Raw genomic sequence first — 16249 nt, 5'->3', positions numbered from 1 at the left:
TTGAAGTTTTAAATTAAGTTAATTGAAATAATTGGCTTAATTTAATTCGAAAAGAGCAAAGTCGATTCTATTTTGGCTTTTTATGACTTAAGTTGATTATAGTAATTGGCTTAATTTAATTCTTTTAGAATTTAATTTTCAATGGTCTTGAAAATCTTTTTTGGACTATTGCCTTTTAAGCGATTTAATTTGATAATTTTATTCTGAGCTAGAAGGTTAATTAGGAAGTTTAATATTTTTTAAAAAGGGCTTTGATTCATAAATTAAAGATGATTTTAAGTTTTATATTCTTTTTAGAATAAATTTATGAATTTTTTTTCTTTTTAGAGTAAATTTATAAAATTTTTTCTTTTAGGATAATTTTATTCTTGGAATAAATCTTTAATTCTTGTTTTAAGGTTTATATATGCTATTATTTATTTAAAAAACTATTAGTTCTCTTTTAAAACTATTTTAATAGTATTGTCAATTTAAAAAACTTTAAACTCGGTAAATTAGACTTGTATCTAATTGTTGAAAAATTGATCTTTGAAAAGGTATGCTTTTTGGAGTGTTTTTATGAAATTTGAAAAAATAAGTATGTTGATATCAATTGTACTTATATCTCTCATTGCTTTAGGTGCAGTAAGTGCAGCTGACGACGTCGCTGCAGATGATGCTGTTGCCCCAGCAACTGTAGATGAAGTTCAAACAATTGATAATACAATAACAAATGATGATATATCATATGAGTCTACTGACATAATTGTTAATGATACTGGCGACTCAGCTGATTCTAAGGCAAAAACCACTTCCCTTAGTGCAAATGCAGTAAACGAAGGGGAAACTTTGTCTTTTACACAATTAGCTGCTGATGTCTCTTCCAGTCCTTCAATGTTGTCAGGTGCTTATTATAAATATGATCCATCAACCGACACTGCTTTTGAAAATGGTATCACTCTTACCAATGGCTTAACAATCATTGGTGGCGGTGCGACCATTGACGGGGATAATCAAGCAAGAATATTCAATATCCCTGAAGGAGTTAGCGTTACCATTATGGGTGTAACTCTCATAAACGGTGCTGCCGATGAAGGTGCAGCTATTTATAACTCCGGCAAGTTAACTTTAATGAATGCTAAAGTTAATGACAACACAGCAGTCAAGTCTGGTGGTGGTATTTATAATAATGGCGGTGAAGTATTAGTAACCTCCAGTGAATTTGATGGTAACGATTTAACTGACAGAACAGTTAATGGCTATGGTGGAGCAGCTATTTACTCCAATGGAGGTTCTGTAACCATAACAGATACAAATGTTACCAACAACCTTAAGAACATAGTTCACAGAGGAGGAACTGGTACTTACACAGGTGACTTAAGTAGTGCTGCTGTTACAAGTAATAACGCTGATTTAACTGTAACCAACTCTCGTTTTATTGCTAACAGTGGTTCCTACGGTGGTGCAATTTACTCTGGTGAGAGCACTTCTGCAAATTTATTAGTAAGCGGATCTACCTTTGAAGACAACTTTGCATTCAATGGTGGAGCTATTGATATAGTTGGAACTTCCTATACCATATCTGATTCCACATTCAAAAACAATAATGTTAAAGGAACTGGTAGTACCAATTCTAACTACGCAAGCGGTGGTGCAATCTGTGTTCAAGATGCAAATAACCCAGGTTTAATCTCTGGATGTGACTTTGAAGCTAACTCCGGAGTAGTTGGCGGTGCTGTCAATTGTGAAAACACTATGGTTTTAGATTGTACTTTCACTGATAACACTGCAAATTCAGCAAACTCTGAAACCTTTAATGGAAAAACTAATAATAGAGGAGGATTTGCCGGTGCAATTTACAATGAAGGAACAATCACAATCTCTGATTGTGAATTTGATGACAATGCCGGAAGAGGCGAAGGTATACGTGTTAAAAATGCGGAAATTTCTGATTCTTCATTCACAAATACCAGAATTGACACATGTCAAAATTCTAATGTTCTTTTAACTAACAACACCTACAATAATCCAGATAGAGATGTTCAAGCAGCAAGCGGTACTCAAGTAACTGTAGATGTGGCAGATGGTGATATTCCTAATGCTAACACTGCTCCTTATATTGTAGGAGATTTAACTTTCACTGATTTACAAGCACTTATTGACAGTGGATCAAGTGGTATCAGATTAACCGGAAATGTTATTAAAACTGCTGAAGAGGAAACTACCTTTGCAGACGGTTTAAATGTTGATAAAACCGTAACCATTTACGGTGCTGAAGGTAAAGTAATCCAAGCTAATAGTGGTAAAATCTTCAATGTTGCTGAAGGAAAAACCTTGACATTAAGAAATGCTACTTTACAAGGTTCTGGTGAAACTGCTATCACCAATTATGGAACAGTTTATTTATATTTGGCTGACAATAATCAATTCACTGACTGTGGAGATGTTTTAATTGATAATCATGGCAGAACCACTGAAACCGGTCTTACCACTTTCACTCAATTAAATAATCTTATTGGTTTAGTAAATGGTGGAACAGTATATATTGGTGAGTCTAAAATCACTAAAGCTGAAGATGAAAAAGAAGCTTATAAAAATGGAATTGTTATCGATAAAGACCTTAGCATATTAGGTTCATACAACACTTATTATAAATATGTTAAGACTTCCATCAATGCTAACAATGATGGAAGAATCTTTACTGTTGCTGAAGGTAAATCTTTAAGCCTTAAATACATCAACGTAACCAATGGTGCTGCTGATGAAGGTGCAGGTGTTTACGTATCTGAAGATGCTACCTTAATTGCAGATACTGCAAACTTTATTAAAAACACCGCTGTAACTAAAGGTGGAGCAATCTACTCTGAAGGTACTGTTGACTTAACTAATGTTAACATTAAAAATAATACCATCAGTAAAACAGATGGAGTTATGGCTGATGATAACGGTGGTGCAGCTCTCTACAATAATGGAGGAACTGCAACATTAGATAAGGTCAATGTTACAGACAACCAAAAAACATATGTTATCGGAGATATCATGGATGGTGTAGTTGTATCTAAAGGTGCTACTACTATTACCAATTCTTACTTCGCTAACAACTCTGGCCGTTGGGGTGGAGCTATCACTCAAACTGGCACCGATCAAACTTTAACTGTTGAAGACACAATATTTGAAGAAAACACAGCTATCTTTGGTGCTGCTATTTTCGATAATTCCCCTCTTGTTGTAAAAGATTGTAAATTCTACAACAACAGTGCTATCGGTCCTGGAAGTCCAGGTACTTCAAACAGTCAAGGTGCTGCAATATTAGTAATGGATGACACTGCTTCTGCAGATATTAGTGGTTCTGAGTTCATTAATAACACTGCTGATTGCGGTGGTGCAGTAAGCTTAGCAGGTGTTGGATCTGATAGTAGTATTGATGATTGTACCTTTATTGACAACACAGCTTATGCTGATGGTGGTGCAGTATACTTCTGGACTGAAAGTGCTAGCGTAACTGTAACCGATTCAGAATTCATAAGTAACACTGCTCCATATGGTGGTGCTATTGAAAATGAAGGTCTTGGCGATTTAATAGTTGATGGTTGTGAGTTTACTGAAAACACTGCATCCTTAAGAGGAGGAGCAATAATTTCAAGTGGAGACACAAGTGTTTCCAATTCAAAGTTCACTGATAATGAAGCTTCAGGAAACACCAATGCAATATACCTTTATAATTCTGGTTCATCATTATCCTTATCCAACAACGTTATAACTGGTAGTGATGATGCACAAATCTATGTAAAAGAGGGTATTGATGTTGTAACTCCATTGAAAGTTAAAATATTAAACAATGAAACTGTAAACATTAATATGGTTCCATATGATATCACGGCTACTGTTACAGATGATAAAGGCAATAATATTGTTGATTTAGCATTCAGATTTACAGTAGGTGATGATGTAGTCGATGGAATTAGTATTGATGCTGCAACTGGTGTATACACAGCAACATTTACTCCTACTCAAGCTGGAGAATTTGTAGTTTCAACCAATCTTGCAAATGCTGATGAAGTTCAAACTGGAACTTTAAACGTCTTTAGAACTTTAACTGACTTAAAAGCAATCATAGATGCAAACACTAATGGCACTATTGACTTGGATGGTAATTACGCTTACAATGCAGAATTTGACAGTGCATTAACAGATGGTATTGTAATTAATAAAGATATCGTTATCAATGGAAACGGATTCACTATCTGTGGTGAAAACTCAACAAGACTCTTCCATGTAACCAGTGGTTTCCTTACCTTGAAAAATGCAACCGTTTGCCATGGTGCTGCTGAAAAAGGTGCAGGTGTATATGTAGACCATGGAAGTAAATTATCTACTGATTATGTAACTTTCACTGAAAACACTGCTGTAAAACGTGGTGGAGCAATCTACTCTGAAGGTATGGTATACATAGGCAACTCTGTATTAGACAGCAACAACATCACTTTCAGATCTGCAAACGATGACAACGGTGGAGCAGCTGTTTACAACTTAAACGGCCAATTAACAATCGAAAAATCTAACATTACCAATAACTTAAAAGACATTGTTATCCGTAACGGCAATGCAGGTGACTTATTGGTTGGTGTAGTTGTAACTACCGGCGACACTTTAATTAAAGACTCATACTTTGCAAACAACACAGGATCTTGGGGTGGAGCTATCAGTTCATTAGGATACATGAACACCGATGATTACACATTAACCGTAAAAGGCACTACCTTTGAAGGAAACAACGCTACCTTCGGTGGAGCAATCTTTGTAGAAAGTTCCAACCTTGTTGTAGATGACTGTATCTTTAACGAAAACACTGGTGTAGGTAAAGGAAGCGATGGAACTTCCAACACTCAAGGAGGAGCTATTGTTGTACACCCTACTGGATCAAAAGCTACTATCACCAATTCCAAATTCAACAAAAACAGCGCTAATACTGGTGGTGCAGTAAGCCTCGCTGGTGTAGGCCAAGATAGCCTTATTGAAGGATGTACATTCACTGACAACACTGCAAATGATGGTGGAGCTGTATACCTCTGGACTGGTGGAAATGCTATTGTAACTGTAAAAGACTCTTCATTCAGCGACAACACAGCTAATTTCGGAAGCGCTATTTCTAGTGATGGTACTTTAAGCTTATCCCACAATGAAATTGCAAATGATTACACCATTACTCCAATAGGTAGCTATGATGGAACAATTGTATCAGCGATTTATGTAACCACATTGAATGGCGAAACTATCATAACTGGCAATCCAACTCAAAATTTAACTGCTACAATTACTGATGATAATGGAAACCCTATCGTAGAGAAAGGCCTTGTCTTAGAAGTATACGGCGAAGAAGTTGAAACAAGCTATGATAAAACCACTGGTATTCATTCTGCAATTCACACTTTCACTAAACCAAACTCTTACAGAATAACTGCAAAAGGTTTCGATCAAGATCATACTACTCCAGGTTATATTGTTTACACTGGAGGAACTTTCAATGAATTGCAAGACTTGATCAATGCAGCTGAAGAAGGAGCAACCATTACCTTAGACCACAGCATTGTATACGATGAAGAATTTGATGGAGTGCCATTCCTTGATGGTATTACAGTAAATAAAACTGTAACAATCGTTGGTGCTGAAGGTGTGGAAATCTGTGCTAACAATTTAGCAAGAGTATTCAAAGTAACTGATGGAGCAACTTTAACCTTAAAAGATGCTACCGTTTGTCATGGTACTGCTCAAAAAGGTGCTGGTGTATATGTAGATGCTGGCGCAAGCTTAATTGCTGATAATGTAACATTCACTAAAAACACTGCTGTAAAACGTGGTGGAGCAATCTACTCTGAAGGTATGGTATACATAGGCAACTCTGTATTAGACAGCAACAACATCACTTTCAGATCTGCAAACGATGACAACGGTGGAGCAGCTGTTTACAACTTAAACGGCCAATTAACAATCGAAAAATCTAACATTACCAATAACTTAAAAGACATTGTTATCCGTAACGGCAATGCTGGTGACTTATTGGTTGGTGTAGTTGTAACCAGCGGCGAAACTTTAATTACAGACTCATACTTTGCAAACAACACAGGATCTTGGGGTGGAGCAATCAGTTCATTAGGATACATGAACAATGAAGATTACACCTTAACCGTAATCGGCACTACCTTTGAAGGAAACAACGCTACCTTCGGTGGAGCAATCTTTGTAGAAAGTTCCAACCTTGTAGTAGATGACTGTACCTTTAACGAAAACGCTGGCGTAGGTAAAGGAAGCCCTGGAAGCGCAAGTACTCAAGGTGGAGCTATTGTAGTATTCCCTAGTGGTACTAAAGCTACTATCACCGATTCCAGATTCAACAAAAACAGCGCTAATACTGGTGGTGCAGTAAGCCTTGCTGGTGTAGACCAAGACAGCCTTATTGAAGGATGTACCTTTACCGAAAACACTGGTAATGATGGCGGAGCTGTATACCTCTGGACTCAAGGAGATGCAACCGTAACTGTAAAAGATTCTACCTTCACTGGCAACACTGCCGGCTGGGGTAATGCTATCTCAACTGACGGTGCATTAAAATTAGAAGGAAACACAATCAGTTCAACCAGTGCAGATGTTGGTAACTGGGCGGGTACTATTGATTCCAAAGTATATGCTCAAATCTTAGCTAATGATACATACAACTGGCATATGGGAGGATTCGTAATTAACGCTACCTTAACTGATGATATGGGTAACTTAATTAACGACCACAACTTCAACTATGTAATTACTAAAGAAGGCGCAACTGATTCTATTTCAGTTCCTGCAACTTTCTACACTAGTTTAGGTTACTACCAAGGCACTTTCACTCCTGCTGATATTGGAACTTACTTGATTAGCCTTGATTATGCTGTTGAAGAAGTAAACACTTCAGTTGTAGTTGTATCCAGATCTTTAATTGACTTAGCAAACATCATTGCTGCTGATGAAGATGGCATCATTGACTTGGACGATAGCTATACTTACATTGAAGAATTCGATTCAAGCATTGTAGATGGTATCGTAATTGGTAAAGATGTAACTATAAATGGTAATGGACACACTATCTGTGGTGATGATAAAGCAAGACTTTTCCATGTAACAGATAAAGCTTTAACCTTAAATAATGTAACTCTTTGCCATGGTAATGCTTTAAACGGTGGTGCTGTATATGTTGAATCAGCTGCTACTTTAAATGCTAATAATGCAGAATTCAATGAAAACACTGCTACTTACCGTGGTGGAGCTATTTGGTCTACTGGTACTGTTAATGTAAAAGATTCATCTTTCGACAATAACAATATCACTTACAGAGCAAGAAATGTGGATAATGGTGGAGCTGCTATCTTTAACAATGGCACTTTAAATGTTGACCATTCCAACTTTACAAACGATCTTGTAGGTTATGTTGTAAGAACTGGAGACACTAACAGCCCTCAATTAATCGATGGTATTATTTTAAGCTCTGGTGTTGCTGTAATCAATAATTCCCACTTTGAAAACAACAGCGGTACTTATGGTGGTGCTATAACTGCTGTACCTATAGCTAGTTTAGGTTCTACAGCTACTTCCTTAACTGTAGAAAATTGTGAATTTATTAATAACTTAGCATACTGTGGTGCTGGAATTTCAATTAATGCTGACGGCAACGGCAAAACCACTTATTCTATTAAGAATTCTACTTTCATAGGCAATAATGCTACAGGTGTAGGCAGTACTGGTTCTACAAGCGCAGGTGGAGCAATATCTATAGCTAGAGATTCCGAAGGTACCATTACAGATTCCAAATTCTACAACAACACCGCTACCACTGGTGGAGCTATTGATGTAAGCGCTACCAGAAGTTCTTCAAAAGTGACAATCGATAACTGTGACTTTGAAAACAACACTGCTACAGCAGGAGATGGTGGAGCTGTACGCATTAGCAAAAACAATTTGGAAGTTGCTGTCAAAAATTCCAACTTCACAAACAATGACGCAACTGGTGATGGTGCAGCCATTTACAACAATGGCGTTTTAACATTAGAAGGAAACAAAGTCACTTCCGGTGAAACCGAAATCTATGTAGGTCCTAATGGTTCAGTTGTTAACTCAATTGTCAAAGCTATATTCTTAGGAGATGCAGAAGACAATACAATTCTTGCTTTCCTTGGTGATGAAGTACATCCATATGCTACTTTAACAGATGATAATGGCAATGCAATATATGATGTAGACTTCAACATCACTGTTGACGGCGTTGAATATGAAACATCCTATGATGATTCAACTCAACAATATACTGCTACATACACTATCTTACATGCTGGAGACAATATTGTAAGCACTAACTATGATGCTCAAAAGACCGATGGTAAATATGATGTTCCTAAAGCAAACGCAACCATTGTCGTAACTACTGAAAGCATTAGTGTAGGAGACAAGGCTACTGTAAACATCAACTTAACTGGTACAGATGGTGTCGGCTTAAACGGAACTGTTAAAATCACTATCAATAAGGCATTCACTGATACTGTAGTAACTGAAAATGGTATTAATGTAACTGAAGTTGAAGGATTAGAAATTGGCGAATACTTCGTTTACGTCTACTTCGAAGGCAACTCTGATTATAACCCTGAATACAACTACACTCTATTCAGAGTTACCGGTAATGTATCCTACTTCAATGTTACCATTGAAGATGTAACCTATGATGATGCTGCAACTATTAAGGTAACCGTTCAAGATGGTCCTATAGACGATCCTGACAACGGCGTAACTGGCATTGTACTTGTAACAATCCAAGGAAAAGATGTAAACTTTGAAAATACCTATAGCGTATCTGTAATTGCGGGTGAAGGATCATACACTGTAGAAGGCCTTGCACCTGGTAATTACTCATATGCTGCTAAATTATTAGCAGATGAGCTTTACAATGAAGCTTATTTAGAACCACAAAACTTCACAGTATTCGAAAACCCATACTCTGAATTAGAAGTAACTGATGACGGCCCTATTGCATCTGGTGAAACTGTAAACATTACAGCTACCCTCACTGACTTCCAAGGCAACCCTATAGAAGGAGCTACCTTAGAAGTATATGATACTGGCGTATGGATTGCTAATATTACTACCAATGCAGAAGGTATTGCTGAAACTTCTATTGATAATTTAGGATATGGTCTTCACGACATTACTGTAATATTCAATGACACTGTACACGATGTCCAAACTGAAACCGTAACTGTATCTGTAACTCCTAAGAAGGGTACTTTCACAGACTTGCAATACTTAATCGACACTGCTGATGGAAGATTAGTCTTGCCATACGACTTCGCATTTGATGCAGCTTATGATGAACAATTCTTCTTAACAGGTGTGCTTGTAGACGATAACATTATTATCTCTGGCGCTGGACATATCATTGACGGTATGAAAAAAGCAAGAATCTTATACATCAATGCTCCTAATGTCAAGATATTCAATGTAAGCTTTGTCAATGGTAAATCTGATGTAGGTGCTGCTATTTACACCGAAGCTGATTACTTACTTGTAGACAGCTGTTACTTCGCAAACAACGACCCTGAAGCTGGTGCTGCAATCTATGCTGAAAGCGGTGTAACTGATGTAGAAGAAACTATCTTCTTCAATAACACTGCTGTAAACGGCGGTGCCATATATGTTGAATCCGGTGCTACATTAAACGTTGCTGATTCAGAATTTAATCAAAACACTGCAACCTACCGTGGTGGAGCTATTTGGTCTAATGGTACTGTTAATGTAAAAGATTCATCATTTGATAAAAATGATATCACTTACAGAGTTAAAAACGATGATAATGGTGGAGCTGCCATCTTTAACAATGGCACTTTGAATGTTGTCAATTCCAGATTTACAAATAACCTTTTAAACTATGTCATAAGAACTGGAGATGATAATCATCCTGAATTAGTTGACGGTGTTATTTTAAGCTCTGGAAAAGCTAAAATCAGCAATTCCCACTTTGAAAACAACAGCGGTACTTATGGTTCTGCAATAACTGCTTTACCTATAGGCACTGAACTCAGTGATTTAACTGTAGAAAATTGTGAATTTATAACTAACTTAGCATACTGCGGTGCAGCTATCTATGTAGGTAGTGGTACTACATTATTCTACATTAATGACTGTGTTTTCATAGGCAATAATGCTACAGGTGTCGGCAGTAACGGATATGTTGCTACTGGTGGTGCTATTAAGATAGCTAAGAAAGCTACTGGTATAATTGCAGATTCTCAATTCTATAACAACTCTGCTGCTAACGGTGGAGCTATAGATATAAGTGCTACTAGTGGTAATACTGCATCAGTACTTATTGATAGCTGTGTCTTTGGATATAATGTTGCAGATCAAGGTGGAGCTATCTACATTGATAATAGAACTACAGTAAACCTTTATGACTCTACATTATACTACAATGAAGGTGAAGCTCTCAATTACCACATCTTCTTAAATGGAGATGCAACTCTTGGCTTTGAAGGTAATAACTTCTATACAACAATACCTACCATTGTAGCAGAAGACACCTACGCTTACGGTGAAACCATAACCATTAATGGTACATTCGATTGGGGAGTAAACAACAAACCTATCAATATGATTTACACCATTAACGGTGCACCTGGCACTGCAGAAGTAGTTGATGGCAATTACACAATATTAATTGACAATCAACCAGATGTAGGTGATTACACTATTGTAATTACTGCATTTACTGATGAAAACGGAAATGTATACCATGTAGAAACTGCTCAAAAAACAATTAGTGTTACTAAAGCAACCCCTATCTTATCTGTTGAAGGTGATGAATACTTAATGCCTCCTAGTGATGATGCTACTGTTACCATTTCTCTTACCGATAAAGATGGAAACGGTATTAAGGGCACTGTTATTGTAACTGTTGCTGGTGAAACCTACTTAGTTGAAACTGATGAAGATGGTGACGGCGAGCTCACTATTAATGACTTACCTGCTACCACTTGGGCCATTGACGCTAAATTCATAGGCAACGATAACTATAATGAAGTTGTAAACGACACTGAAGAGATTACCTTCATAGCTGATGTTGCATACTTCGACATAATTATCGAAGACGGTGTTTACGGCGATAAGCTTACTGTCATAGTTGAAAACGCAACTGACATTGACGGCAATAGCTTAACTGGAATGGTCACAGGCATGATTTCTACAGGCGATGATGACATTTCATTCATAGTATATGTGAATAACGGTCAAGGAACCAACACTACCACTACTGCTGGCGGAGTTGGTAAATTCACTGGAGATGCATACTTCTATGATTCAATGATGGAATTTATGTCCGGCCCTGAAGAATGCAGTGCATATGTAAGCCCAGCTAATGCTACATTATATCTAGTTCCATGGGATGCAGATGATCTATCATCAGACATTGCATATGGCGATACCATAGAATTCGGCGCTGCCGTATTCGGTGTAAATCTAGAGGAATTAAACGGTACTGTATATTACATCATAACCGAATTAAATAAAAAAGGTGAAATTGCGATTGTAAACGGATCTGGTGCTGTAAACCTCACTGATATTTTAGATGTAGGAACCTACACTGTCATAAGCTACTTCGTAGATGACAAAGGCAACTACGACCCAGAATCATCAGTTAACTACACTAACTTCAAAGTGGCCAAAGCAACCCCTACCTTAAATGTAGAGAATGCTCAACAAGTATATGCTGATACCAATACAATAACATTCAATGTTACAGGCATTGATGATAAAGGTGTTAAAGGTACTGTAATTGCTATTAAACCTATTTCAGAAGATGTGTCTGGTGCAATCTACGATCCTGAAACCGGTCTTGGAGAATTAACATTCAATGGTTTAGTTGTGGGCGACAATCCAATTGTAGTAAAATTCTTAAGTGACGATGATAACTATGCAAATGCAGAAAAGACCATTAACATAACTATCACTCAAGCTACACTTGCAATCGACTCTACAATAACCACTCAAGAAATTGTATATGGCAAAGATGTTGAAGCTGATGTAACCGTAACCGGCATAGTCCAAGAAGATACTGTAATTGCAAATGTCAGTTTATACGACAACGCTACTGGAGAATTATTAGACTCCTTTAACATTGCCCTTGGCTTGGAAGACAGCATCTCATTCGAAGACTTAGAAGTTGGCGACTACTACTACACAATCGAATTTACAAGCGAATTATACGCTGGAGACAACTTCACATCTGAAGTATTCACTGTAAACACAGCCGAAATCCTTGATTTAGATTCTTCCAATGTAGACAATGTATCCTACGGCGAAGGAATCGACATAACCGTATATGTAGATGGAATGATTGAAGGAGACCTCATTGAAGTTAACTTCACTGTAGTTGACGCAACAACCGGTGACGATGTATTCAATGGAACTTACAACATCAGCAACGGTGATGTTATCACAGTTCCTCCATTAGATGTAGGTAAATACAGCTATAGTGTCTCATTCTATGGAGATGATAAATATAACACTGGCGGTGCAGATTCCATTGCTGCTGTCGGAAGCTTTGAAGTATTGGATATGTCTGATGTAGATGTTCTTGTCACTGCAGATGAAAGCATCACTTACGGTGAAAAGGTCACTGTAGAAATTGATCCTATCGTTTCTGAAGGTGGATTACCTGTAACAGGTACTGCTACCATTTATGTATATGATGATCCAGCATCTGTAGATCCTGTATATGTTTTAGCTGATGTAGAACTTGATAAAGACGGCGCTACTGCAGTCCTTGATACCATATTGCCTACTGGCGAATACTGGATTGTTGTAGACTTTGAAAGTGATGATGGCTACTATGATGGCAGAGGCGTAACTTCAACCATTGTTGATTTAGCTCTAGCTAAATTATCCATAGACCCTATCACTGTTACCTATGGCGAAACCATCCCTATTACTGTAACAGCTCTTGGCAATGGCGGTGAACTATTAAACGGAACCGTTGAATTTAAGATTTACGGTCCAGGATTTGAAGGAACAGTCACTGTCAAAAATGGTACTGGAGTAACCAATATTACAGAAAGGTTTGATGTTGGAACCTACACTATCATAGCTGCATTTGGAGATGATGGTGCTAATTACGAAGGATTCAACATTACTTCCTTAGAAATCACTCCTGCTACCCCTATAGTCCGTGTAACTGGAAGTGAAGTTGAATATGGCGAACCTAGCACTGTAACTGTCAGTGTAAGTGACATTGATGGCATGCCATTATCCGGTAAAGTAATCGTAACTGTTGACTGGGTCGTTGACGGTCTTACCCAAGTAATTGACCTTGACGATTCCAATGAAGCTTCATTCGATCTCAGCCCATATGTCCATCAAGGAACATACGATGTAACTGTAACCTACATTGCAAACGGCAACTACGGCGAAGCTGTAAACGACACTGAAACAGTTAATGTAACTGCTTCCACTACCGCTACAGTTAACGTTGAAGTTCCAGAGGACGTATCATACGGCGATGAACTAACTATCAAAGTCACTGCTGAAGACGGCGCTGGCGAACAAATCCCTCTAGAAGCAGTCAATGTAACTGTAAACGGTGAAACCAAAGAATACCCTGTAGATGAAAACGGCACTGTAAACCTTGGCGTATTGCCTGCAGGAGATAATGAAATCACCGTAGCTCTCGATGACGGTACTCACAAGCCTACAAAAACTGAAGCTACAGCCAAAGTTGCTCCTGCTGAAGCTGTTGTATTTGTTGACACTGACAATGATAACCCAAGCTATGGAGATGTCGTTGTTGTAACTGTCAATGCTACCAACAAGGACAAACCTATAGATGCCGATGCATGTCTTGTTGTAGACGGCTACTTAATCGGCTACTACGATCTTGAAGACGGCCAAGTTGAAATCTCTATTAAAGACTTAGCCCCTGGCAAACATGAAATCGAGGTTTCAGTCGCAAACGGAAACTACTCTGAAGGTAGTTACGGACGCGCAATTGTCAATGTAGATAAAGCAACTCCTGTAATTTCAGCAGAAGGCGAAACAGTCGAATGGGGTGAAGTTGCAACTGTTAAAGTTAATGCAACCGGTGCAAACGGCGAAAAATTAAACATTCCTTTAGTAGTAAGAGTCATCTGGGAAGTATCTGGTGTCGATGAACTTATTGAAATTGAAAACGGCACTGGAGAAGCTGCTTTCCAAATCTCCAACTATGTTGCTCCTGGAACTTACAATGTAACTGTCATATTCTTAGGAAATGATGAATATTACCCAGTAAACAACACTGAGGCTAAGATTATCTTAACCGAACCAAAAACTGTTGAAATGGAAGTATCCATCACCCCTGACGAATACGGCAAAGCTACAAATGTAACTGTAACCCTTAAGGACGTTGCAAGCAAACCACTTGAAGGCTCAACTGTAACCGTAACTGTAGATGGCAAAGAATACGCTAACGCTACAATCGGCGAAGACGGAACCGTAACCGTCCCTGTAGAAGGATTAGAAGCTGGCAACCACACTATTGCTGTCGACTTCGATGACGGTGAACACTCCCCTGTTCATGAGGAAGAAAACATAGCAATTGAACCATCAACTGATGCTACCGTTGAAGCTACTGTAAACGTAGGCGAAAACGAAACCACTGTTGATGTAATTGTTAAGGATTCCACAGGTGAAGGCATAAATGGTACTGTAATTGTCTATGTAGACGGCGAACCTGTCGCTAACACTACAGTTGGCAATGACACTTCAAGCGTATCCATTGGCCAATTAGCTCCTGGCGACCACACAGTTGACGTTGAATTTGTAAACCCTAACTATGCTCCAACAAGCTACTCCACTCATGTAACAGAATCTACTTCACTCACTAACATGACAGTTAAAGTAGACAAGAAAAATATCCTCTATGGTGAATCAGACATAACTGCAACCATTGAATTCACCTCAGAAGGCAAAGCTCTTGACGGTGTAGTTGAAGTATTGTTAAACGGTGAAGCACAAAACGTAACTGTAACCGGCGGAAAAGCAACTGTAAAATTCAGCGACTTAGCTGCAGATCACTACACTGTTGTAAGTAACTTCGCTGGAAACGCTACATACGCTCCTTCAAGCGACTCAGCAAACTTCGTAGTGGAAAGAAAAGCAACCAAGTTCAACTACAACGACATGAATACCACAGCAGTCAACCCTAATGTTGATGGAAGAATCGGCGAATACTTCTACTTCCAATTAGTTGACCAAGACGGAAAAGCCCTTGCTAACAAGAGCGTATCCATCGGATTCAACGGAAAAGTATACAACCGTACAACCAACGAAACCGGTTGGGCTAAACTCCAAATCAACTTAAGAATCGTATTCGGATACACCTTTGCAATCTCATTCTTAGGAGACGACAACTACACAGGCGCATTCAATGTAGCCTTAATCAACGTAAGCGCTCAAACTCCTAAGCTATCCACAAGCAGCAAGGTTTACAAAGCCTCTGCTAAGACTAAGACTTTAACTGCAAAACTCTTAACAAGCTCTGGAAACGTGGACAAAGGTAAAAAACTAACATTTACCGTAAACGGTAAATCCTACTCTGCAACTACCAACGATAAAGGTGTGGCATCTGTAAAAGTAAGCATCTCCCAGAAAGGAACTTACAGTTTTACCGTCAAGAACGCTAAAGACAATACATATGCCTCTGTATCTAAGACTGCGAAGTTAGTAATTAAATAGACAGGCTTTTTACGCAAGCTTTTTAACGGATTTTGGCTTTGCCAAAATCCGCCAAAAACCTTGACCAAAAATTTTATCACGGTCTAGGTATAAACAAGCTTATTTGATTTATTTATAAAAGATTTCGCGGGTATTCTTAAAACTGATGAAACACAAGTGAGTTTTTTAGAATTTGGAAAAACATGTAAAATTTATAAAATTAAACCTTTTTCAACTTAGGATCTTTTGATTCTAAGTTGAAGCATACTTTTTTTTTATAATGAGATTTTTTAATTTGATTTTAACCTATTTTATTAGATTTTTAGTTATTCTACTAACTTTTTTTCTAAATTTTTTCAATCTTTCACTATCAATTATTATAATTTTTAGCTATATTTTCTTTTTTTCTTATTTTTTCTATTTGAACTATTTTTCTTAAAATTGGGCTTTGAACTTTATCTTATTCTATTGATTTTTAAATAAAGCAAAACTTAAAATTTCATCTTCAAAA

The 16249-nt window shown here is 37.8% G+C and carries 1 protein-coding gene; it reads left to right on the top strand.

Annotated features, from left to right (window positions below; translation table 11 throughout):
* Positions 1-558: 558 nt before the first annotated feature.
* Positions 559-15759, top strand: a complete 15201-nt coding sequence (locus MRU_RS10505) for a right-handed parallel beta-helix repeat-containing protein (RefSeq protein ID WP_012956888.1) — start codon at positions 559-561, stop codon at positions 15757-15759.
* Positions 15760-16249 lie beyond the last annotated feature (490 nt).

The sequence above is a fragment of the Methanobrevibacter ruminantium M1 genome, from assembly GCF_000024185.1.
GTDB lineage: Archaea > Methanobacteriota > Methanobacteria > Methanobacteriales > Methanobacteriaceae > Methanobrevibacter > Methanobrevibacter ruminantium.
The sequence above is the reverse complement of the archived record's forward strand: the minus strand, read 5'-3'. Positions and strand labels throughout refer to the sequence as shown.

Bases quoted from the DNA above. Each gene is read 5' to 3' on its own strand.
- MRU_RS10505 (WP_012956888.1), top strand. From the start codon at position 559: ATGAAATTTGAAAAAATAAGTATGTTGATATCAATTGTACTTATATCT.